This is a genomic window from Azospirillum sp. B506 (assembly GCF_000333595.1).
GTDB lineage: Bacteria > Pseudomonadota > Alphaproteobacteria > Azospirillales > Azospirillaceae > Azospirillum.
The window spans coordinates 1-21,120 of the sequence record NZ_BADK01000949.1 but is presented as its reverse complement, the minus strand read 5'-3'; the positions used below and the strand labels follow the sequence as shown (position 1 = coordinate 21,120).

The 21,120-nt window shown below is 65.1% G+C and carries 18 protein-coding genes, 1 tRNA gene, 2 rRNA genes and 2 pseudogenes; 13 read left to right on the top strand and 10 right to left on the bottom strand.

All coding sequences use genetic code 11. The features are described from left to right. Positions 1-111 precede the first annotated feature (111 nt). The 7 genes and pseudogenes from I71_RS29360 to I71_RS29330 all read left to right on the top strand — a co-directional run bounded on the left by I71_RS29360 (position 112) and on the right by I71_RS29330 (position 6,832). On the top strand, positions 112-894 hold the full coding sequence (locus tag I71_RS29360) for an SDR family oxidoreductase (RefSeq protein ID WP_042702728.1): 783 nt from the start codon (positions 112-114) through the stop codon (positions 892-894). A gap of 331 nt (positions 895-1,225) precedes the next feature. Further along, positions 1,226-1,465, top strand: a pseudogene (locus tag I71_RS29355) (transposase); the annotation flags it as partial. Between the two features lie 417 nt (positions 1,466-1,882). After that, positions 1,883-3,037 (top strand): paraquat-inducible protein A, encoded by a 1,155-nt coding sequence (locus I71_RS29350; protein ID WP_159107448.1) that lies wholly within the window; start codon positions 1,883-1,885, stop codon positions 3,035-3,037. Positions 3,038-3,096: 59 nt separating this feature from the next. Then, positions 3,097-4,671, top strand: a complete 1,575-nt coding sequence (locus tag I71_RS29345) for an intermembrane transport protein PqiB (protein WP_159107447.1) — start codon at positions 3,097-3,099, stop codon at positions 4,669-4,671. After that, positions 4,668-5,282 (top strand): membrane integrity-associated transporter subunit PqiC, encoded by a 615-nt coding sequence (locus I71_RS29340; protein WP_042702725.1) that lies wholly within the window; start codon positions 4,668-4,670, stop codon positions 5,280-5,282. Before I71_RS29345 ends, I71_RS29340 begins: the two co-directional genes overlap by 4 nt. A 28-nt stretch (positions 5,283-5,310) precedes the next feature. Then, the gene (locus tag I71_RS29335; RefSeq protein ID WP_042702722.1) at positions 5,311-5,997 is read left to right on the top strand and encodes a DUF3313 domain-containing protein; all 687 of its coding nucleotides are present in this window, start codon (positions 5,311-5,313) and stop codon (positions 5,995-5,997) included. A gap of 259 nt (positions 5,998-6,256) precedes the next feature. Further along, positions 6,257-6,832: a TetR/AcrR family transcriptional regulator gene (locus I71_RS29330; protein ID WP_042702719.1), complete on the top strand. Its 576-nt coding sequence runs from the start codon at positions 6,257-6,259 to the stop codon at positions 6,830-6,832. 213 nt (positions 6,833-7,045) lie between these two features. On the opposite strand, the gene I71_RS38990 is transcribed toward I71_RS29330, so the two are convergent. The 3 genes from I71_RS38990 to I71_RS29320 form a co-directional block, all read right to left on the bottom strand. Continuing rightward, positions 7,046-7,663 (bottom strand): alpha/beta fold hydrolase, encoded by a 618-nt coding sequence (locus I71_RS38990; RefSeq protein WP_199902286.1) that lies wholly within the window; start codon positions 7,661-7,663, stop codon positions 7,046-7,048. Further along, positions 7,603-8,130 (bottom strand): hypothetical protein, encoded by a 528-nt coding sequence (locus I71_RS38985; protein WP_199902285.1) that lies wholly within the window; start codon positions 8,128-8,130, stop codon positions 7,603-7,605. The genes I71_RS38990 and I71_RS38985 overlap by 61 nt, the downstream gene beginning before the upstream one ends. Positions 8,131-8,253: 123 nt before the next feature. Beyond that, positions 8,254-9,318 (bottom strand): NAD(P)-dependent alcohol dehydrogenase, encoded by a 1,065-nt coding sequence (locus tag I71_RS29320; RefSeq protein ID WP_042702716.1) that lies wholly within the window; start codon positions 9,316-9,318, stop codon positions 8,254-8,256. Between the two features lie 264 nt (positions 9,319-9,582). On the opposite strand from I71_RS29320, the gene I71_RS41140 reads away from it, so the two are divergent. Together I71_RS41140 and I71_RS38975 are read left to right on the top strand one after the other, a co-directional pair. Continuing rightward, positions 9,583-10,179 (top strand): cation:proton antiporter, encoded by a 597-nt coding sequence (locus tag I71_RS41140; RefSeq protein WP_375731228.1) that lies wholly within the window; start codon positions 9,583-9,585, stop codon positions 10,177-10,179. Positions 10,180-10,304: 125 nt separating this feature from the next. Next, positions 10,305-11,270, top strand: a complete 966-nt coding sequence (locus tag I71_RS38975) for a cation:proton antiporter (protein ID WP_199902283.1) — start codon at positions 10,305-10,307, stop codon at positions 11,268-11,270. Positions 11,271-11,349: 79 nt separating this feature from the next. Here the strand turns inward: I71_RS38975 and I71_RS29310 are convergent, their stop codons facing one another. Continuing rightward, entirely contained in the window at positions 11,350-14,442 is a 3,093-nt protein-coding gene (locus tag I71_RS29310; protein WP_042702714.1) for an efflux RND transporter permease subunit, read from the bottom strand. After that, entirely contained in the window at positions 14,442-15,554 is a 1,113-nt protein-coding gene (locus tag I71_RS29305) for an efflux RND transporter periplasmic adaptor subunit (protein ID WP_042702711.1), read from the bottom strand. Before I71_RS29305 ends, I71_RS29310 begins: the two co-directional genes overlap by 1 nt. Positions 15,555-15,709: 155 nt before the next feature. On the opposite strand from I71_RS29305, the gene I71_RS29300 reads away from it, so the two are divergent. The 4 genes from I71_RS29300 (at position 15,710) to I71_RS29285 (ending at position 19,396) form a co-directional block, all read left to right on the top strand. Beyond that, positions 15,710-16,525 (top strand): oxidoreductase, encoded by an 816-nt coding sequence (locus I71_RS29300; RefSeq protein WP_042702708.1) that lies wholly within the window; start codon positions 15,710-15,712, stop codon positions 16,523-16,525. Positions 16,526-16,575: 50 nt separating this feature from the next. Beyond that, positions 16,576-18,000, top strand: coding sequence for an MATE family efflux transporter (locus I71_RS29295; protein ID WP_042702705.1), 1,425 nt, complete (start codon positions 16,576-16,578; stop codon positions 17,998-18,000). A 67-nt stretch (positions 18,001-18,067) separates the two neighbouring features. After that, positions 18,068-18,646 carry a TetR/AcrR family transcriptional regulator gene (locus I71_RS29290; RefSeq protein ID WP_042702703.1) on the top strand — a complete coding sequence of 193 codons (579 nt, stop codon included), beginning with the start codon at positions 18,068-18,070 and terminating at the stop codon, positions 18,644-18,646. Beyond that, positions 18,647-19,396: a TetR/AcrR family transcriptional regulator gene (locus I71_RS29285; protein WP_083897457.1), complete on the top strand. Its 750-nt coding sequence runs from the start codon at positions 18,647-18,649 to the stop codon at positions 19,394-19,396. Between the two features lie 72 nt (positions 19,397-19,468). Here the strand turns inward: I71_RS29285 and I71_RS29280 are convergent. From I71_RS29280 to I71_RS29260, 5 genes and pseudogenes are all read right to left on the bottom strand, one after another. Then, a pseudogene (locus I71_RS29280) lies at positions 19,469-19,846 on the bottom strand (transposase); the annotation flags it as partial. Between the two features lie 211 nt (positions 19,847-20,057). Further along, on the bottom strand, positions 20,058-20,603 hold the full coding sequence (locus tag I71_RS36550) for a hypothetical protein (protein WP_083897456.1): 546 nt from the start codon (positions 20,601-20,603) through the stop codon (positions 20,058-20,060). 7 nt (positions 20,604-20,610) lie between these two features. After that, a tRNA-Met gene (locus I71_RS29270) sits at positions 20,611-20,687 on the bottom strand. Positions 20,688-20,764: 77 nt separating this feature from the next. Further along, positions 20,765-20,880: ribosomal RNA gene (gene rrf / locus I71_RS29265) — 5S ribosomal RNA — on the bottom strand. Between the two features lie 148 nt (positions 20,881-21,028). Beyond that, positions 21,029-21,120 (bottom strand): 23S ribosomal RNA (locus tag I71_RS29260); the annotation flags it as partial.

The following is a 21,120-nucleotide window of genomic DNA, read 5'->3' as shown; positions in this document are numbered from 1 at the left end:
ATCCCTAAATCTCCTTCGCGGAAAAATTATAGATGACATCCATCATCTTTTCAATTAGATGATAACCATCATCCATGTGAGCGAACCGCTCCTCGTTTCGGAGAAGATTCAATGTCGACAGCTCTCATCACGGGCGCATCGGAAGGAATAGGTGCCACCTACGCCCGTCGCTTCGCCGCCCGCGGCCATGACCTTGTTCTTGTGGCGCGCAACACGGACAAACTGGAGGGCTTGGCTGCGGAACTGCGCGCGGCCCACGCGGTTTCGGTGGAGGTGATTACGGCCGACCTGACTGATGCGACGCATCTCGGCCTCGTGGAAAAGCGCCTGCGCGTTGGGGGGCCCGTCGACATTCTTGTCAACAATGCCGGCGCGGCGCTGATGGGGCCGTTCCATGGGAACGACCCGAATAAGATGGAGGCGTTGATCCGCCTCAACATCACCGCACCCACCCTGCTTGCGTCGGCGGCCGTTGACGGCATGGCGGCCCGTGGGAACGGCGCCATCATTAACATTGGCTCGGTGGTTTCGCTCATGCCGGCGTATTTTCCCGGTATCTATGCGGCGACGAAGGCCTACATCCTCACCCTGTCGCAGGGGCTGGCGGCGGAAATGGGCCCGAAAGGCGTTTATGTGCAGGCCGTGCTGCCGGCCGCGACGCGCACCGCGATTTGGGCGAAGGCCGGCGTGGATGTGGAGCAGATCCCCAATGTCATGTCGGTCGACGACCTCGTCGACGCCGCCCTTGTCGGCTTTGACCGCCGGGAGAGTGTCACCATCCCCCCTCTGGCCGATGCCAGCCTGTGGGAAACGTTTGAGGGCGCCCGCGCCGCACTCCCCTCGGGGCTCGGCGGCACGCCGGCGGACCGTTACCGCACCCCCGTTACCACCTGAGCCAGTCGATCATCTCAAGCCGGATCAGGCGTGGGGCCAGGGGAAAGCGCCTGAATTCGGCGCTCTCCCCTGGTTGATGGAGCAATACAGCCCGGCTTCCCTCCCTCCAATCAGTCGGAACCTCGAACATGACCACCCTCCCCCATCCGAATGCCCTGCAATCCGCTCCCAGTTCCGCCGACGCTCGAACCCAATTCGTCGAAAGCAATGGCCGACGGCTGGCCTACCGGGCCGGGTCACGTCCCTGAACGTGGTGTAGGAGCTGTGGGGAACCGGCCCGCCGAAGCGCCCCCCCAGAGCTGGCGTAGGCGGGCCGGTTTTGCACAGCGGGGCGGTCATCGTGACCATCGCGGTGGCCGTGAACAACGACGGCCGGCGCGAGGTGCTGGGCATGGACATCGGCGCCTCGGAAGCCGAGACCTTCTGGATCGAGTTCCTACGCAAGCTCAAGCGCCGCGGCTTGGCCGGGGTGAAGCTGGTGATCTCCGACGCCCACGAAGGCATAAAGGCCGCCGTGTCCAAGGTGTTCCGCGCCACGTGGCAGCGCTGTCGGGTGCACTTCACGACCAATCCGGCTATGCCCCCAAGGTTTGGGAACAGGCACAAGCCGCACCCCGAACCGGCATTCGGATCGGCCCGAAGTTCTATCTTCAACAGCGATTCAAACTGCGCACGATCGCAATCCCTCAGGACCGCGCCCGAAATCAAAAACATACCGTCTAGACGGTTTACACCGATCGGCGCTTGGTGATAGCGTGACAACGTCGTCATCAGCGCAGGACAGGCCATGGCCGCCGACATGCAGATGCCCTTGGGCGGCGGAACCGCTGTGGGTTCCCCGGTCCATTCCAGAAGCGGCGCCCCCGATTTAGCCACCTCCGGCTTCACTGACGGCGACTGCATGCTGGCCTGCGATTCCTGCGGCCAACTGGTTCTGTTGCCATCACCGGAGCCAGACGGTCGCCATCATTGTTCGCGTTGCGGCGAGTTGCTCAGGCGGGATCATGACGAACCGCTGACAACGCCCCTGGCGCTGTCCATCGGCGCCTGGCTCCTCGGCGTCATTACCCTTGCGTCGCCGCTCCTCTCCATCCGGCTTCTCGGACGCTACAGAGACAGTACCCCGCTGTCCGGTGCCCGCTTCTTCCTGGAGGACGGAGCCGCCCCGCTCGCCCTGCTGCTGGTTGCGACCGTGATGATGGCGCCGCTGCTGCGCCTGACGCTGCGGATCGCCGTGCTGTCGGGCCTTCTCATGTTCCGATCCCCGCAGCGGATGGCGCCCCGCATGGTGGCGCTGCTTCGCTGGCACGATCGGCTCGGCGCCTGGTGCATGCCCGAAATCTTCCTCGTCGGCGGGATCGTGGCCTATGTCCGGCTCACGACCATGGCCGACGTTCAGATCGGGCCGGCGGCCTATGGCCTCTTCGCCTTCGTGGTGACGACGCTGGTTGCCGATGCCCTGTTCGAACCGCAGTCGATCTGGCATGCGCTCAACGCTGCGGAAGACCCGGCGCCTTTCCTGGCCGGCTCCCCCCCGCAAAGCTGCCCGTACTGCCGCCGGTCGGCGTTCCTGCCGCCCGGCGCGCCCTGCCCGCGCTGCGGAACCCCGCTGCGGTCGCGCAAACCCGACAGCGTGGCGCGCAGCTGGGCCCTGGTGACGGCGGCCGCCATCGCCTATGTGCCGGCCAATCTGCTGCCGGTGATGACGCTGATCCGGCTGGGTCACGCTGAATCCCACACGATCATGGGCGGTGTCGCAGCCTTCGCCGAGAACGGCTTCTGGCCGCTGGCGGTGATCGTCTTCGTGACGAGCGTCCTGTTTCCGCTGCTGAAGCTTGCCGGCCTGACGGCGATGCTTCTGCATGTGAGCAGGCCGTCCGGCGACCGGGCCTGGATCTACACCCGTCTCTACAGCCTGATCGAGGCGCTGGGGCGCTGGTCGATGATCGACGTCTTCATCGTGGCCGTGCTGATCGGGCTGCTTCGGTTCGATGCCGCCGCCTCGGTCGTCGCCGGTCCCGGCGGTGTGTTCTTCGGGGCGGTGGTCGTCCTGACCATGCTGGCCGCCAGAGCATTCGATCCGCGGCTGCTGTGGGATGCCGGCACCGGCCCGGCGGCCGTCCCGTCCTGTGGGAGGCGGTGATGACCTTGAGGTCCCACAGCTCCGGACGAGGCCGGCGAACGCTCTCCTGGGTCTGGCTGGTGCCGGTGCTGGCGGCCACCCTCTCGGTGGTGGTCGGTTACCAGGCATGGCGTCAGCGGGGAACAGCCATCACCATCGACTTCCGGAACGCCTCGGGCATTGTCGCCGGCCAGACCCAGATCCGCTATCGCTCGGCCCAGATCGGAAGTGTGGAGGCGGTGCGGTTGGCCGAGGACCGCTTGCACCTGCGCATCACCGCGAGGATCGACGGCACCTTTGCCGGCTGGCTGACGGAGGGCGCCCGATTCTGGATCGTGCAGCCCCGGCTCGGCGCCGAGGCGCTGTCGGGCTTCGAAACCTTGCTGACCGGCCCATACATCGAGTTCGACCCGGCCGGGATGGCCAAAACGCAGCCGGAAACCCGCTTCACCGGCCTCGAGCAGCCTCCCGACATCCGCGCCGGGGAACATGGCTCCGTCTATCTTCTGCAAACCGAAAGGCTGGGGCCGCTGTCAGCCGGATCGACGGTGAGCTTTCGCGATAAACCGGTCGGTTCCGTGCTGGATGTCGATCCGCCGGTCGCGGATGGCCCGATCACGCTCCGGATCTTCATCCGTGCACCCTATGACGGCTATGTCCGGGCCGAGACCCGCTTCTGGAACAGCAGCGGCATCCGCCTCGATCTTGGCTCGACCGGTCTGACTCTGGAACTGGAAAGTCTGCGGGCGGCCCTGGGTGGCGGCATCGCCTTCGAAACCCCGCCGGACAAGCTGGGGGGACCGGCGGCGCCGTCGGGTGCGGCATTCCCGCTGCTTGCGGACCGAAGCGTGGCTGCGGCGGCCGACACCGCCGGCCGGGTCGAGATCCTCACCTATTTCGATGAGGCCATCGATGGTCTTGGCATCGGCTCTCCTGTCGATCTTCAGGGACTGCGGGTCGGCACTGTCACCGCCGTAGGCCTGGTCCACGACGCCAGGACCCGGCGGTTTCGCGTGGCCGTTCACCTGACGGTGGAGCCGGACCGCCTCCTTGGGAGCGGCAGCACGCGGTCCGAGGCAGAGCGCCTGCTGTCCGGCCGGGCTGGGGAGCGCTATCGGATCGCACTGCGGACCGGCAATCTGTTGACGGGCGCGAAGCATCTGTCGATCGAGCACTGGAACGATGCTCCGGAGCCGGACGGGCCGGCGGCGATCGCACAGGCGGTGGAGGGCAGCGGCGCGATCCTGCTGCCGTCGCTCCCCAGCACGGGAAACGATCCGATTGCCGCACTCAGCGCGGTGGCGGGCCGGATCGATGCCCTCCCGTTGGAGGCGATCGGCACCCAACTGGTTTCGGCCCTCGCCGCCATCGACGGGCTGGCCGGCAGTGCCCGGACCCTTCTGCGCAAGGCGGACAACGGGCTGGGACCGGCCATGGCGCAGTTGCCGCAACTGATGCGGGCCGGCGCCCAATCCCTAAACGCCGTGCAGACATTGGCACGATCTCTGGAGGAAGGCTATGGCGCGGAGTCGTCGTTCCGGCGGCAGACGGAGCAGGGCGTGCGGCAGGCCGCCGAGGCCGCCAAGGCCTTGCGCCGGCTCGCCGAACTGCTGGAGAGCCACCCCGAGGCCCTGATCCAGGGGCGCAGGCCATGACGGCCGGATATCTCCCCGGGGCCACCGGCCGGCGCGTCCTGCTGGGATGGCTGCTCGCCGTACCGATTGCCGGTTGCACCTCCGCCCGGCTGGACTGGTTCCGTCCTGTACCGGTTGCCGGACCCGTGCGTGCCGACGTGACGGCACGGGTCGAACTGCACGACGTGACGGTGGCGCGCGCCTTGGATCGCCCGGACATTCTCAGACTGGCCGGCGACACCCGGCTGGTTCCGACCGGCGGGCAATGGGCGGCCGCGCCGGGCGACATGATCGCCGCCGTGCTGCGACGGAACCTGGCCGACCGCTTGCCCGCCGCCACCGTGACCGATGCGGTGAACGGCATCGCGACCGACGTCATCGGCGGAGCCGGCGCTCCCGCTGTCCTGGTCGAGGTGGGAATCGACCGCTTCGAGGCCGATGCGGACGGACACGCCGTTCTGGCCGCGCATTTCGTCCTGCGCCATCCCCGTTCCCCCCTCCCTCCCACTGAACGGAGCGTCGAGGAAACCCTCAGTCCCGTCGGCCCGGGTCCGGATGCGCTCGTCCTGGCGCTGAGCCGGACTCTCGCACGCCTTGCCGACCGTATCGCGGACGCGCTTACGGCATCTTGAATACCCCCCCCGGAAAGGATCCAATTCCATGCCTCAAATCCTCGTCGCGTCACGGGCACGCCGACGCCTCATTCCGACGGCTGTCGTCGCTGTCGTCTGCGCACTGGTCGCCGCCTGCGCCAGTCCCGATCCCGTCGCTTATTCCGGCCTCAAATCCTCCTCTTATCTCGCCCCGAATCCACAGGACGACACCGGCCGGATTCCGTTCCGCTACAACACCGGGATGAACTGGCGCGATTACGACCAGATCATCGTCGATCCGGTCGCGATCTACCGCGGTGCCGACCAACAGTTCGGCGACATGTCCGAGCAGGACAAGAGGACGCTCGCCGACCACATGCAGCGCAGCTTCACCGCGGAGCTCTCGCCCCGCTTCCGCACCGTGCAAACTCCCGCCCCCCACACCCTGCGTCTCAAGCTGACCCTGACCGGGGCCGCCACCACCACGCCGGTGCTGGGGGCGCTGTCGCGCTTCGACATCGCCGGCGGCCTCTACAACGGTGTGCAGTCGGTACGGGGCGGCGAGGGCACGATGACAGGTTCGGTGATCTACGCGGTCGAGATTTACGATGCGCCGTCCGACCGGCTGCTGGATGCCTTCATCGCCAAGCAGTATCCCAATCCCTACAACATTCCGTCCAGCTTCGGATCGCTGGCCGCAGCCAGAACCGGCATCGACAAGGGCGCCGCGGCCTTGGCGGCGCAATTGCGATGAACGGGAGGCTGCTCCCCGGAACGGCATCGGTTCGAGCGGCCTTGGTTGAGCCATAACGCACTTGGGGAGGCATGGAGTCCGTCAGGCACTGTGCCCGGAACCTGACGGACTCCCATCGCGCAGACATCCTAAACAGAGCCGTTCGCCCATTAAACCAACCAGCCGGCTTGTTATTCGAGGCATCGGCGCGCTATGACTGTTCATCCCGCCTCACATTTTCCGGCCTGAACCGGCCGAAACCGCCTCGTTCGAGTTTCTCATGGAAAATTCTGTCCGTTCGGAACGCACCCGTAACGCCGTCCTTCAGGCTGCATTGACAATCATCGCGCGGGATGGGCCGGGACGGCTCACGCTTGATGCGATCGTCAAGGAAAGCGGGATGAGCAAGGGTGCCCTCCTGCACCATTTCCACAACAAGAGCGCGGTGCTGGCAGCCCTTCTCGCCTTCCAGACCGAGCAGTTCGAGGAGGCTTCGCGGCATTTCCTGGCCGAACATGAGAATGCGCTCGCCTATCCGCAGTTGGCCGCCCAGATCGATACCCTGCGCCAGACGCTGACCCGGCAACGGGCCATCGCCTTCGCCGTATTCGCGGTCGTCGCAGATAATCCGGATCTGCTGAGCAGCGCGCGGGAACACTCGGCGGGAACCGTCGCAAAGATGAAAGCGGAGGCGACCGATCCTGATCTCGCGCTGCTCCGGTGGGCAGCGGCGCGTGGGCTGGCCGTCACCGAACTGCTGGGGATGTGCCCCCTGTCCCAGGAGGACCGTGACCGGCTGTTCGACCGGCTGTTCGACGATGACAGATGGACGGGATGCCAATCATCAACGCTTTGAGGTGAAGGCCCGTTACCAATACGACCTGGACTGGTCCATAGTAGCTGGCCAGACCTTGGGTGACTGGATGGTGACCGTCCAGGCAGCGGATCGGCGGACAGGGCAATGGACCCGGATCGCACCGGAAGTGTTCAAGGCATGCCGGGACCGGCTTTCAAGCCGGTGTCGGTCGAGGTGGGTGAACCCGACACCGCCTCCCGGTTTCTGACGGCTTCAGTCCAATCCCTTCTCCGCGAGAAACTTGGACATCAAATCCGCGATCTCAAGATTGTTCAGGGCCGAGAACGGAAAGTGCGTGTTGCCGCGGATCCCGACCTCGGGGAGATGCACGACGGTGACGTCGCCGCCACGGCGGTTCACGGCATCCCGCCATAGCCGGGCCATGTCGAGACGCACGCGCCACTGGTCCTGACCAGGATTGGCCATCGGTTGCGCCGGGATATTGTCGCCGTAAAAAATGATGATCGGGATCTTCGTGAACGCCATGAACTCTGTCAGAGGCACGCCAACCGCCTCGAGCGGGCCTCCGGCACTCGGCATCGCAGGCGGTACCTCACCGTCCGGGAACATGAAGTTGCTGCCCGGCTCGTAGGCGACAATGGCGCGAACGTTGGAACTCTTGATCGCCGTTCGCCAGCCGGGGCCGCCGCTCTGGGAATGGGTGACAAGGATTCCCGGTCCGATCCGTGAGAACAGCGCCGCGACTGCGTCCGAGATCACCTCCAGATCGAACGGCCCGGTGTTGGGAGTCATCGAGCGGAAATACTGGTTCAGGCTTTCCGGGTCGCGGGAAAACTGAACACCGGGAAAGTAATCCGGCCAGACGCCCACACGAAAGATGTTGAACCACGCCCGTTCATCGGCGTGTGGGCGCGATCGTGGCCGGCTGCGTGCTTGCGCCCGGCATTCCCGCGCCGCGGTTGGTCGAGGACGTAAACCCCGACGCCCCTGCACGGGAAGATGCTCTGATACCCCTCCCGACCGTCAGGAGTGGTTTCCCACGTCTTCGAGAACTGTCCGGCGCCATGCCAGAGAACCAAAGGGTATTTTCGGGAATTTACCGGGATTTGATAGAATGCGTAGGCATGATCGCCGTGGAGCGTCTGGCCGGCCGGGGTCGGCATGGCCGGATCGAAGGTGCCGGGGTTGGTAACCACGGTTCCGCCGACAGCGAAGCTGCCTTGCGCCTGGATGACCAGAGGTGCCGATTTCGCGCGTTCTTCGGCCGAGGCTTCGGCAGACGCCATGACACCGACGGCGATCAGCAGGACCGCGGCCGGCCATGTCCAGATCTTCATGATGCTTCCTGAACAATGTAAATAATGGGATCGGGAATTGCTGGAAGACACTGTCAGCCGCCGGACAGATCAACAGGTCAAGGCAGCCTCCATCAGGCCGCACTCCGCCCCCGCAAGGCCTTGTCAGAACGACGTGTCGGTTGGGGCGGACAACGATGCCATGTCGATCACGAAGCGGTAGCGGACATCGGCCTTCTCCAGGCGTTCGAAGGCGTGATGAATCTCATCCATGCGGATCATCTCCACGTCAGGCAGGATGTTCTTCTTTGCGCAGAAATTCAGCAATTCCTGGGTTTCGGCGATCCCGCCTATCGGTGAGCCCGCCACCCGGCGGCGCCCCAGCAGCAGAGGTACCGTGGTTGGTTCTGCAAGCGGACCGACCTGCCCGACGATCACCAGCGTGCCGTCCACGTCCAGCAACGGCAGATAAGGGCTGATGTCGTGCTTCACCGGCACCGTATCGATGATCAAGTCGAAGCTGTTCGCCGCCTTCTCCATAGCCGCGGGATCGGACGAGACGAGCAACGCGTCGGCGCCAAGCGCCAGGGCATCCGCCTCCTTGTCCGTCGTCCGGCTCATGACGGTCACGTCGGCCCCCATCGCGGCGGCGAGCTTGACCGCCATATGCCCGAGTCCGCCCAGGCCGATCACTCCGACCCGACTTCCGGGCCCGACATTCCAGGTCCGCAGCGGCGAATAGGTGGTGATGCCGGCACACAGAAGCGGTGCCGCTTTGGCCAGATCGAGTCCATCCGGCACACGCAACGCGAAGTCCTCACGAACGACCAGATGCTTGGAATAACCGCCAAGGGTGTGTTCCTTGGTGAAGCGGTCGAAGCCACCGTAGGTGCCGGTGTTCCCTTCGCGGCAGAGCTGTTCCTCGCCCTTCTTGCACTGGTCGCACTGCTGGCAGCTGTCGACCATGCAGCCGACCGCCACATGATCTCCAAGCTTGTGGCGTGTCACGTCGGAACCGACACCGATCACGCGCCCGACGATCTCGTGGCCGGGAATGGCGGGGAAAACGGTCCACCCCCAATCGTTGCGCACCCAGTGGAGATCCGAGTGGCAGACCCCGCAATAGAGGATTTCCATCGCCACGTCATTGGAACGCAATTGCCGCCGTTCGAAGCTGAAGGGCGCCAGGGGGGTCTCGGCAGACTGGACCGCATAGCCGATGGTCCTCATATCGAAATCTCCATTGAAAGTGTCATGTCGATCAGCGACCCGGCCGCTTGGGCAATGCCGCGGCGACCGCCGCATGGATCGGTGTGATCCCCAGCTGCTTGTCGGTCACAGGGCCATGACCGTAACTCAGTCCCATACAGCCAAAGCCGATGGCTGAGACCTTCATGCCGCCGTTTTCAAGTGCAAGGGCTGCATTGCTCCTCCTCGGCGCTGTTCCATGGACCTTTTTGGATTCACGCGGCCTCGAAGTATAGGCGTGCGGCGATGGAGCGATTAGACGTTGAAATCCGCATGCGCTCATGGCCGGAATTCATGAATTTGACTTCCGAAGCCTGTGCAATCCCGCCGACGTGCCACCGGGCGTATACCATGTGGCACACGACGACACATCATGCCGAAGGGAGACGTTCCGCACTTATGCTCATATTCGAAACCATCCTTGGCTTGCTCCTGGGTGCAACGATCCTGTCGACAGTCGCGCAGCGGGCGAACGTCCCTTACCCCACACTCCTGGCTTTGGGTGGCGCTGCCGTCGCGTTCCTGCCGGGTTCACCCCGGCTCAACCCGCCACCTGACCTCATCCTGGCGCTCTTCGTAGCCCCGGTGCTGCTGGACGCGGCGCATGACGCCTCGCTTCGGGATCTGCGGGACAATTGGCGCCCGGTGTCGTCCCTCGTATTGGTCGCGGTGGGTCTGACCACGGTCGCCGTGGCGGTTGCGGCACGGCTGCTCTTCCCCGATATGCCATGGTCCGCGGCCATAGCATTGGGTGCGTTGCTCGCCCCACCGGATGCGGTCGCTGCCCTCGCTGTCATGCGACAAGTGGAGCCACCGTACCGATCCGAAAGGTGTTGGAAGTGAAAGTCTGCTGAACGACGCGACAGCGCTCCTCATCTACAAACTGTCTGTTGGCGCCGCCGCCACCGGCTTCAGTTTTGCGGAAGCCCCTCCAGCGTTCGGACTCGTCGCCATCTGGCAGCGTCGTGGTGGGCTGGCTTCTCGGAGTTTCCATCACGCGCCTGATCCCGCGTGTCGGCGATGCGCCGACATCTGTGATCCTTCAGTTCGTTGTCACCTTCGGCGTGTGGCTGCTCGCCGAACGCCTCGGTCTCTCCGCGGTGGTTACGGTCGTCGTATTCGGCCTGACGGCGGGAAGGACGGTTCCATTGCCGGCACGCTTGCGGATTCCTTCATTCGCGGTTTGGGAAGCAGTGACCTTCGTGCTGAACGTCCTGGCGTTCACCCTCATCGGACTTCAGTTGGGCCCGATCCTCGAAACGCTCAACAGCAAGGAGCTGATGAGGCTGGTAGGCGCCGCGCTGATCATTCTCGTGGTCGTGATCGTCGTTCGCCTTTTGTGGGTGATGGCCTATACGATGACGCAAAAGAAAGGTCCTGCGACCGATCAAAAGGCGTCCGGGGCCATGCCGCCGCTGTCCGTGAAAGGAGGTGTGGTGATCAGTTGGTCGGGCATGCGTGGCATCGTCACACTCGCGGCGGCTCTGGCACTCCCCATGTCCTTTCCTGGTCGCGACTTCATCCTGCTCACAGCGTTTGTTGTGGTGCTCGGAACCTTGGTGGTCCAGGGACTGACTCTGCGACCGCTCCTGGTCTTCCTGCGCCTGCCGAAAGACAACACCGTCGCGATGGAGTTGAGCCTGGCACGGGCCGCCGCGCTCAAGGCCGCAATGGCGGAGTTGGATGGCGATGGCACACCGGCCGCCGAACGGCTCAGGTCGATGTACAAAGAGGCTCTAAGCAAGGCACGGCATGGTCATGACCCACGCGAATCATCCGACAACACGCTGCGGCGGAGGGTCGTGCCAGTCTCCCGCCATGCCATTGCGGAACTCCGCCGATCCGGAACCATCGGCGATGACGCGTACCGTCTCGTTGAGGAGGAGCTTGATTGGTTGGAGCTGAGCTCGGGTCCTGCCCACGTAGGAGAGTAAATCCTTGATGACGGGCGGACACAAGGCAAGGCAAATGCGGGGCGGATCCCGGTTCGGGGAACCACCCCGCAAACGCCCGTCAGATCACCCCGAGGCGGGCATGCGGACTTGACGCCTCGCCGGCCGCTGCCGGCCTGATGCGGAACCATGCGGCGTAGAGGGCGGGGAGGAACAGCAGGATCAGCACGGTGCCGACCGCCGTGCCGCCGATCAGTGTGTAGGCCATCGACCCCCAGAAGACCGAGTGCGTGAGGGGGATGAAGGCCAACACCGCGGCAAGGGCGGTCAGGATCACCGGCCGCGTCCGCTGCACCGTCGCTTCGATGACGGCGTGATAATCGTCGAGGCCGGCCGCCTGATTCTCCTTGATCTGCTCGGTCAGGATCAGCGTGTTGCGCATCAGGATGCCGGCCAGACCGATCAGCCCGAGGATGGCGTTGAAGCCGAAGGGCTGGTTGAAGGCGAGCAGCATGGGCACGACGCCGACGACGCCGAGCGGTGCGGTCAGCAGGACCATGGCCATCATCGAGAAGGACCGAACCTGCAGCATGATGAAGACCAGCATGGCGGCGATCATGACCGGGAAGACCTTGCCGAGGGCGGTGTTGGCCTTGACGGCCTCCTCGATCGATCCGCCCATTTCGATGCGGTAGCCGGCCGGAAGCGAGGCGATCAGCGGCTGAAGGGCCGTCATGATCTGCTTGGAGACCTCCGGCGGCTGGGTCGCCTCATTGTAGTCCGAGCGGATCGTGATGACGGATGTCCGGTCCCGGCGTTTCATCAGCGGCTCCTCCAGGCGGATGTCCGCATGGCCTATCTGATCGAGCGGGATCTGCTGGCCGTTCCGGCTCGTCAGCGAGAAATCAGCCAGGCGCGCCGGATCCAGGCGTTCGCCGCCGGCGCTGCGCGCCACGATGGGGACATTGCGGATGTCCTCGCGGACCTGGGTGACAGCGATTCCGGTGAGAAGGAACTGGAGTTGCTGGCCCACCTCGGCCGGCGAGAGACCGATGAGGTTCAGGCGGTCCTGGTCGGGCGTGAAGCGGAGCACGGGCGTGCGGTTGCCCCAATCCCGGTTGGCCTGCCGGACATCCGGCACGCTCCGCATGATGGCGAGGGCCTTTTCGGAAATGCTGTAGAGCTGCGCCGGATCGGGGCCCATCACCCGGAATTCGACCGGGAACGGCGTGTAGGGGCCGAACACCAGCTGGGTGACGCGGACATAGGCCTCGGGCACCAGCCCCTGCGCCACCGTCTGCCGCAACCGGTGCTTCAGGGCCTCGCGCGCCTCGGCGTCCGGCGTGAGCACGACGATCTTGGCGAAGGCCGGATCGGGCAGTTCCGGCGACAGGGCGATGAAGAAGCGGGGAGCGCCCTGACCGATATAGCTGGTGACGATCTTCGCCTCCGGCTGATCGGCCAGCCAGCGCTCGATCTTCTCGACCGAGGCCGTGGTCGTCTCGATGCTGCTGCCTTCCGGCAGACGGACCTCCACCAGCACCTCGGGACGGTCGGAGGTCGGGAAGAACTGCTGCTTCACGCCGCCCATGCCGACGATGGCGACGGCAAAGGCGAGGCCGACGACGACGCAGGTCAGGACCTTGTGGCGCACGGCGAAGCTGATGACGCGCCGCAGGCGCTGGTAGTTCGGAGTGCCGTAGATCGCCTCGTGACCGCCGGCGACCGGCTTGATCGCCGGCAGCATCCTGACGCCCAGATAGGGGGTGAAGACCACCGCGACGATCCAGGAGACGATGAGGGAGAATCCCACGACCCAGAAGATGTTGCCGGCATACTCGCCGGCGGTCGAGCGCGCGAACCCCACCGGCAGGAAGCCGGCGATGGTCACCAGCGTTCCCGACAGCATCGGCGCCGCCGTGTGGCTCCAGGCATAGGCCGCCGCCCTGATGCGGTCGACCCCCTCCTCCATCTTCACCACCATCACCTCGATGGCGATGATGGCGTCGTCCACCAGCAGACCGAGCGACAGGATCAGCGCGCCGAGCGTGATGCGGTCGAAGAAGCGGCCGGTTTCCAGCATGATGAGAAAGACGACGGCGAGCGTCAGCGGGACGGCCGCCGCCACGACGATGCCGACGCGCCAGCCGAGGCTGAGCAGGCTGACGAGCAGAACCACCCCAAGCGCCATCGCGAACTTCAGCATGAACTCGTCGACCGCCGAGGTGATGTTGACGGCCTGATCGGTCACCTTGGCGAGCGTCATCCCGAGCGGCAGCGACTGCGCGATGCCGGCCGCCCGCTCCTCCAACGCCTTGCCGAGCGCCAGGCCGTCCCAACCCTCCTGCATGACCGTCGCCAGCATGACGGTCGGCTCGCCCTGATGACGGATGATGTAGGTCGGCGGATCCTCGTAGCCGCGGCGGACCTCGGCGATGTCCGACAGCTTCAGCGTCCGCCCGGCGGCGGCGATCGGCGTGTCGGCGATCGCCTGCACCCCGTCATAGGCGCCGTCGATGCGGATGAAGACCTGCGGCCCCTGGGTGTCGATGGACCCTGACGGCGTGACGGTGTTCTGCCGCTGCAAGGCGGCGATGATGTCCTGGGCCGACACGCCGAGGGTCGCCAGCTTGGCATAGGAGAATTCGACGAAGATCCGTTCCGGACGCTCGCCCAGGATGTTGACCTTCTTGACGCCGGGCACATGCAGCAGATCCTGGCGGATCGTCTCGGTCTGCCGGGCCAGTTCGCGCATCGGCATGCCCTTGGCCTTGAGCGCATAGAGCGCGAAGCTGACGTCGGAATATTCGTCGTTGACGAAGGGGCCGAGCACGCCGGACGGCAGGTTGCGCGTCTCGTCGCCCATCTTCTTGCGGGCCTGGTAGAACTCCTCCTGCACCTTGGCCGGCGGCGTGCTGTCCTTCAGCGTCAGGGTCATATAGGCGTAGCCGGGCCGCGTCGTCGTCTCCACCCGGTCGTACCAGCTCAGTTCCTGAAGGCGTTTCTCCAGCGGTTCGGCGACGAGATCCTGCATCTCGCGCGCGGTGGCGCCCGGCCACACGCTGGTGACCGTCAGGGTCTTGATGGTGAAGGAGGGATCCTCCGCCCGTCCGAGCATGACGAAGGCGAAGGCGCCTCCCGCCGCCAGCAGGAGGATGAAGAACAGGGTGACGGCCCGTTCGCGGACGGCGATGGCGGAAAGATTGAGACTCATCACTGGCCCCCGCTCTCGGAAGCCGTCCTGACGCGCGCGCCCTCCTGGAGAAGATGAGCGCCGAGCGACACCACCGGGTCGCCGAGACCGATCCCGGAGATCACGGCGGTTTCGCCGCTCACCCGGACCAGCCGGACCGGCTGGAAGCGCACCGTCGAACTGGTGCGGTCCAGGGTCCAGACACCGGTTCTCCGGCCGTCGTCCAGGACCGCTCCCAGCGGCACCTGAATGTTGTCCGTCCGGCCCGTCAGGCCCGTCAGCCTGATGGTGACCGTCGCCCCGAGCGGTGCCGAGGCGGCGTCGCCGTCGAGCACGTAGCGCGCCTCGTAGGTGCGGGTCTGGGCATCGGCGGCGTCCGACAGCTGGCGCAGATGCGCGCCGTAACGCTGCCCGTCGGTGCCATAGAGGCTGGCCTCGGCCGGCGAGCCGATCGGTGGCCGGATGGTTTCCGGCAGAGCCACCACCGCCTCGCGCGGGCCGGCCTGCGCGATCCGGATGACGGTCTGGCCGGCGGCGACGACCTGCCCCGGCTCGCCGAGCGTTTCGACCACCGTGCCATCGCTGTCGGCCACCAGGACCGAATAGGTCGCCTCGTTCTCTGCGACCCTCGCATCGGCCTCCGCACTGGCGAGCTGCGCCCTGGCGGTGTCCAGCGCGGCCTTCGCCTGTTCGTGACGCTGCCGGGTGGCCCAGCCGTCGTTGACCAGACTGGCGTAGCGCCGCTCGTCCGCCTGGGTCTGCACCACCGTTGCACGCGCCGCGGCTGCCGCGTTGCGCTTGGCGGTGAGTGCGAGGCGCAGATCGGTCTCGTCGATCCGCATCAGCGGCTGGCCGGCCTTGACCGGCTGGCCGACCGTCGCCAGCCGTTCGATGATCTTGCCGGGGACGCGGAAGCCGAGATTGCTCTGCACCCGCGCCCCGACGACGCCGGTGAAGCCGCGCTCCGCCCGGGCAACCGGCACCGCCTCGGCAAGCCGGACGATCGGCGCCTCCTGCCGGGGGTCGCTCACCGCCGACGCCTCCTGTGTGTGCATGGACAGCGTCACGAATGCGGCAGCCCCCAGCGCCGCCGTCAGAACGCCACCTGCCACGACCATGGGTCTCTGTTTCATGCCCGCCGCCTCAGTCAATTTAGATTGCGTACGACATCTATATCGATTATAGAGGTCGAACGCAATCTAAATGACAGGGCGCTCTCGCATGGCGGCACCGCCATCAGCGGCGCTTCCGGGGCCGGGCCCGACACAAGGAAGAAAGAGAGACTTCGATGGCAAAGATAGAGCGCGGCATCGCTCTGGTGACGGGTGCGTCGTCCGGCATCGGCGATGCGGCGGCCAAGGCCCTGCAAGCCACAGGATTCGATGTGTTCGGAACCAGCCGTCACGCGGGTGCCAAGGGTCCCGAGGGCGTCACCATGCTGACCTGCGATGTCACCGACGACACCTCCGTGGCGGCCCTGGTCGACGAGGTGCTGGATGACGCCGGCCGCATCGATCTGCTGGTCAACAATGCCGGCGTCGGGCTTTTCGGCGGTGCGGAGGAGTCCTCGCTCGCCCAGGCGCGGGCGTTGTTCGACGTGAACATGTTCGGCGTCATCCGCATGACCAACGCCGTGCTGCCGATCATGCGGCGCCAGAAAAGCGGCAGGATCGTCAATCTCAGCTCGGCGCACGGCTTCATTCCGGCCCCCTATTTCGCGCTCTACGCGGCGACGAAACATGCGGTGGAAGGGTACTCCCAATCGCTTGACCATGAACTGCGCACGCTCGGCATCCGGGTCTCGCTGGTCGAACCCGCCTATACCCGGACCTCGTTCGCTGGAAACCTCATCAGGCCGGACCGGCCGCTCGATGTCTATGCGTCGGTGCGCGCCGACGTGACCGTGGCCTTGGAGGACGCGATCAGGAAGGGCGACACGCCCGAGACCATCGCCGAAGCCATCGTGAAGGCAGCGACGGACGCACAACCGAATCTGCGCTACCCGGCAGGGAAGCTGGCGCGCCAGGTCAGCCTTCTGCGCCGCTTCGTCCCGGCAGCAGCCTTCGACAAGAGCTTGCGCAAGATGCTGCGGCTGCCGGTCTGAGCCGTCAGCGGGAACAGGCTCGCCACCCCCGGTCTCATGAAGGAAATCCCATGACCGCCCTGCTCCGTCAGGAGGGTCCGGCAGCCCCGGCGCCCGCCTACAAAGTGCCGCCCGGCGTTCTCGACGGGCCGGTGGTGCCGACGATGCTCCGCCTCGCGGTGCCGACGACCCTGGTCCTGGTCGTCCAGACGCTGGTCGGGGTGGCCGAAACCTGGTTCGTCGGCTTTCTCGGGACCGATGCGCTCGCCGGGGTCGCCCTGGTCTTTCCTGTGCTCATGCTCATGCAGATGATGGCGAATGGCGGCATCGGCGGCGGCGTCTCCTCGGCCATCGCGCGGGCCTTGGGAGCGAAACGCCGCGAGGACGCCGAAGCGCTGATCTGGCATGCGGTCGTCCTGGCCGGCGCATTCGGCATCCTCTTTACCGCGGCGGCTCTCCTCGCCGGACCGATCCTCTATCGGGCGATGGGAGGAACGGGACCGTCGCTGACGGCGGCGCTCACCTATTCCGGGGTCGTGTTCGCCGGCTCCATCCCGGTCTGGGTCACCGCCCTGTTGGCGTCGGCCCTTCGCGGCGCCGGGAATGTGAGGGTGCCCGCCCTGGTGATCTCGTCCGGCACCGGTCTCCTCATCGTCCTGTCGCCGGCCCTGATCTTCGGCTGGGGGCCTTTGCCCCGTCTCGGCGTGGCCGGCGGCGGGGCCGCGGTGGTCATCTACTATCTGTTCGCCGCGCTGGCACTGACATTGTATCTGCGCTCTTCGCGGAGCCTTCTGAAACTGAGGATCGTTCCCCTGCGCCTGGGCCTGTTCAAGGACATCCTCGGGGTCGGTCTCCTGTCGGCGGTCGGCACCGTCCAGGTCAATCTCACCGTCGCCCTCGTCACCGCCGCGGTCGGCCGGTTCGGCGCCGATGCCATCGCCGGGTACGGCATCGCCTCGCGCCTCGATTACATACAAATTCCGTTGATCTTCGGGCTCGGCACCGCCTTGGTCACCATGGTCGGCCACAACATCGGGGCGGGGCAGGTGGCGCGGGCACGCCGCGTCGCCTGGATCGGGTCCGCTTTCGCCTTCGGGGTGACCGAGGTCATCGGCCTTGCCGCAGCATTCTTCCCACAAGCCTGGATCGGCCTGTTCAGCGACGATCCCCAGGTGCTGGCGATGGGCACCCTCTATCTGCGGATCGTGGCGCCGGTTTACGGTGCGGTCGGGCTGGGGTTGGCGCTCTATTTCGCCAGCCAGGGAGCGAAGCGCGTCCTGTTTCCCGTCCTGGCCGGCACCGTCCGCATGATCGTCGCGGCCTTCGTCGGCTGGTCGGCCGTCATCTGGTTCGGTGCCGGACTTTCGACCCTGTTCCAGATCACGGCCCTGGCGGCGGTTTCATACGGGCTTCTGACGGCGGTCGCCATGATCGGCGGTGCCTGGGGCCGGCATCCCACCCCCCATGCGCTGCCCCGGAGAAGGCCTGCGGAATAGGTGGAGAATTGTGCCGGTCATCCATATCTCCTATAGAGGTTGATCGAAATCTAAAAAGGGGCATACCATGCGCGTGAGTCGCGTTCAGGCGGAGGAAAACCGGCAGACTGTGATCAACGTGGCGAGCCGTCTTTTTCGGCAGCACGGCTTCGACGGCATCGGCCTCAAGGATTTGATGGAGGCGGCGGGCCTGACCCAGGGTGCTTTCTACAAGCAGTTCGCCTCTAAGGAGGATTTGGCGGCTCAGGCGTCGACGCGGGCGTTGGAGAGCGCTTACTGCCGATGGACCGCGGCGGCCACTGCAAATCCAGAGGATCCGCTTGGCCCGGTGATCGGCTTCTATCTCAGCGCCGGGCACCGCGAGGAAAAGTCCGACGGTTGCCCAATCGTGGCGCTCGGTTCCGATGCCGCCAGACACGGCGTCGCGGTGAAGGCGTCGTTCGAAGCCGGGATCAAGACCCATCTGGACATCCTCGAACGCCTGATTTCGGAAACGCAGGGCGAAGAGTTCAAAAGCAAGGCGATGGCAATTCTTTCACTGATGGTCGGTGCGCTGACGCTCTCGCGTGTCGTCAACGATCCCGGCCTTGCTCAGGCCTTTCTGGATACGGCTGCTGCACAAGTCCGAAATATTGCCGCCGCGTGAATGGGGACCGGCATGAGATTTAGAAAAAGTACGGCAGAGAAGCCACGAGAGCCGCCTCTGAAAATACAGCCAGGAGAATCGAATGAGCGCGCTTATGGCAAGAAGCGGTTCGCCAAAAATGAGTTGATCATGTCCGCCGGTCCATCCGCCCGGCGGTCTGCAATCCTGACGATCGCCGGCCAAACCTTCCTTCGGCATGGCTATGCTGATGCCTCGATGGACAGTATCGCCGCGGAGGTGGGTGGTTCCAAGAGCACGCTCTACCGATACTTCCCCTCCAAAGCGGCGCTTTTCGCAGCCTATGTTGAGGAGGTCGGCACTTTGGTTTGCGCCTCTCTCGCCGCCGTCGACATCGACGGGAGAGAGGCCGAGATTGTGCTGGTGGACACCGCAAGAGCCTATCTGGACTTGATATTGGCGCCTTCCGCGCTTGCGGTTACTCGCCTTGTGATGGCCGAAACCGGCCGCTTTCCGGAAGTTGGTCGCATGTTCTACGAACGCGGGATACAGCGCACCGAACGGCAGATCTCCGCTATCTTGCAGCGCTTGGCGGAGCGGAACAGCTCACCCGGGTGGGAGCGGTTGCCATTGTCCGGTGCTGCGGCACATTTCAGGGCTCTCTGCGAGGCCGGGCCATACGAGAGGTGCATCTGGGGAGGGCACGAGACAGTTTCCGCAGAAGAGGTCGAACGGGTCGCTCAACGGGCAGTTACTCAGTTCCTATATGGCCGGTTAACTTCCAGCTGTTAAAAAGTCTATCGTGTGCCAGGACGTGGTGTCTGAGAGGGCCTGTGTGCTCTTCGGCGCGCTGAAGCTGCCGGTCTACTCGGCTGCGATGTTCAGCGGGTCAGTGGCTGAAGGGTGGCACAGCTCGTTCAGGCTTTCCATGGTCATGTAGCGTCGGCACACCGCCCACTCATCATGCTGTTCCAGCAGCAAGGCGCCGACAAGGCGGACAACCGCGCCTTCCCCAGGGAAGATGCCGACGACGTTGGTGCGCCGCTTGATCTCGCCGTTCAGGCGCTCCAGCGGGTTTGTACTGTGTAGCTTGGTGCGCAGGTCCTTGGGGTAGGCCATGTAGACCAACACGTCGAACTCCGCCTCGTCCATCAGCGCCGCCAGCTTGGAGAAGCGCGGCCGCAGGCTGTCGGCGACCCGGCGCCATTGCTCATGCGCCGCCTCGGCGGTCTCCTGGGCAAAGCCGACCATCTCGCGCAAGAAGTCGGCGTCAGCACTCTTCCCAGTCAGCTCCTGAAGAGCGATCCTGTCCGCGGTCATCGTGGTCTCCGTTACAGTTGATGGTCGTCAAGCAACCTCAACTTAGCCGAAGAACACGGTGACCGCCTGCTCCCGAATGGCTGGCCCGCCTGCGCCAGCTGTGGGGAGCACTCCGGCGGGCCAGCCTCACGTCTCAGACACCACCTGCCGGGACACGGCCGCCCACCTGATGGAGCCCGCGCTGTTCAAGGAGTTCTGCGACGAGTTCACCCGCGAAATGAACCGGCTGCGCATCGAGCAGCGGACCGACCACGATGCTTGGCGCCGTGAGCTGGCCAAGATCGAGAAGCAGATTGGAGGGATCATCGGCGCCATCAAGGACGGCATTTACATGCCGTCGATGAAAGCCGAGATGGCAACGCTGGAAGGGCGCAAGGCGGAACTCACCGGCATGTTGGCGAGCGCGACCGAGCCCCCTCCCCTTCTGCACCCGAACATGGCCGAAGTGTACAGGCAGCGGATCGCTGCTCTGCACGAGCGCCTGCTGTCCGAGGAAACCAAGGCTGAAGCCGCGAATATTCTCCGCGGTCTGGTCGACCAGATCACCCTGCAGCCGGACGGCAACGGGCTGGTGATCGTGCTGCGCGGCGATCTGGCGGCGATGCTGAGCTTCGCCGCGAACACGAAGAAGCCCGGCCTCCGCGGGGAGACCGGGCTTCTCTGCGATCCAGGATCGCAAGCATCGTTGGTTGCGGGGGCAGGATTTGAACCTGCGGCCTTCAGGTTATGAGCCTGACGAGCTACCGGGCTGCTCCACCCCGCGGATGTCTGATTGTGGATCGATGGACGATGAAGATGCAAGCATGAGCGTTTTGTTTGAGCGTCTCTTATGCCTGAGTGACCTGGCGGCGACCTACTCTCCCACGTCTTAAGACGCAGTACCATTGGCGCGGAGGCTTTTCACGGCCGAGTTCGGGATGGGATCGGGTGTTTGACACCTCGCCATGACCACCAGGTCACCAAGGCACAAGACCGACGCTCATTCCCAAAAGCGCATATGCTTGTTCAGTGCAAGTGATGTGAGGAGTATCGAACTGCGGCGCATGCTGTCAAGCTGCTGTTTTGAGCAGGCTTGCTGCTGCGCATGGCGCGGTTTGTGGGGTCGAGATCAAGCCGATCGAGCGATTATAAGGCTTAGCTTCAGACATTGCTGCCCGTCCACATGCCTCCTATCGACGTGATGGTCTGTCACGGCT

Excerpts from the sequence above, each read along its gene's own strand:
- I71_RS29310 (WP_042702714.1), bottom strand. The coding sequence starts at position 14,442 with ATGAGTCTCAATCTTTCCGCCATCGCCGTCCGCGAACGGGCCGTCACC.
- I71_RS29340 (WP_042702725.1), top strand. The coding sequence starts at position 4,668 with ATGACGGCCGGATATCTCCCCGGGGCCACCGGCCGGCGCGTCCTGCTG.
- I71_RS29300 (WP_042702708.1), top strand. The coding sequence starts at position 15,710 with ATGGCAAAGATAGAGCGCGGCATCGCTCTGGTGACGGGTGCGTCGTCC.
- I71_RS29295 (WP_042702705.1), top strand. The coding sequence starts at position 16,576 with ATGACCGCCCTGCTCCGTCAGGAGGGTCCGGCAGCCCCGGCGCCCGCC.
- I71_RS29305 (WP_042702711.1), bottom strand. The coding sequence starts at position 15,554 with ATGAAACAGAGACCCATGGTCGTGGCAGGTGGCGTTCTGACGGCGGCG.
- I71_RS29335 (WP_042702722.1), top strand. The coding sequence starts at position 5,311 with ATGCCTCAAATCCTCGTCGCGTCACGGGCACGCCGACGCCTCATTCCG.
- I71_RS29330 (WP_042702719.1), top strand. The coding sequence starts at position 6,257 with ATGGAAAATTCTGTCCGTTCGGAACGCACCCGTAACGCCGTCCTTCAG.
- I71_RS29290 (WP_042702703.1), top strand. The coding sequence starts at position 18,068 with ATGCGCGTGAGTCGCGTTCAGGCGGAGGAAAACCGGCAGACTGTGATC.
- I71_RS29285 (WP_083897457.1), top strand. The coding sequence starts at position 18,647 with ATGGGGACCGGCATGAGATTTAGAAAAAGTACGGCAGAGAAGCCACGA.
- I71_RS29360 (WP_042702728.1), top strand. The coding sequence starts at position 112 with ATGTCGACAGCTCTCATCACGGGCGCATCGGAAGGAATAGGTGCCACC.
- I71_RS29320 (WP_042702716.1), bottom strand. The coding sequence starts at position 9,318 with ATGAGGACCATCGGCTATGCGGTCCAGTCTGCCGAGACCCCCCTGGCG.
- I71_RS38985 (WP_199902285.1), bottom strand. The coding sequence starts at position 8,130 with ATGAAGATCTGGACATGGCCGGCCGCGGTCCTGCTGATCGCCGTCGGT.
- I71_RS41140 (WP_375731228.1), top strand. The coding sequence starts at position 9,583 with ATGGAGCGATTAGACGTTGAAATCCGCATGCGCTCATGGCCGGAATTC.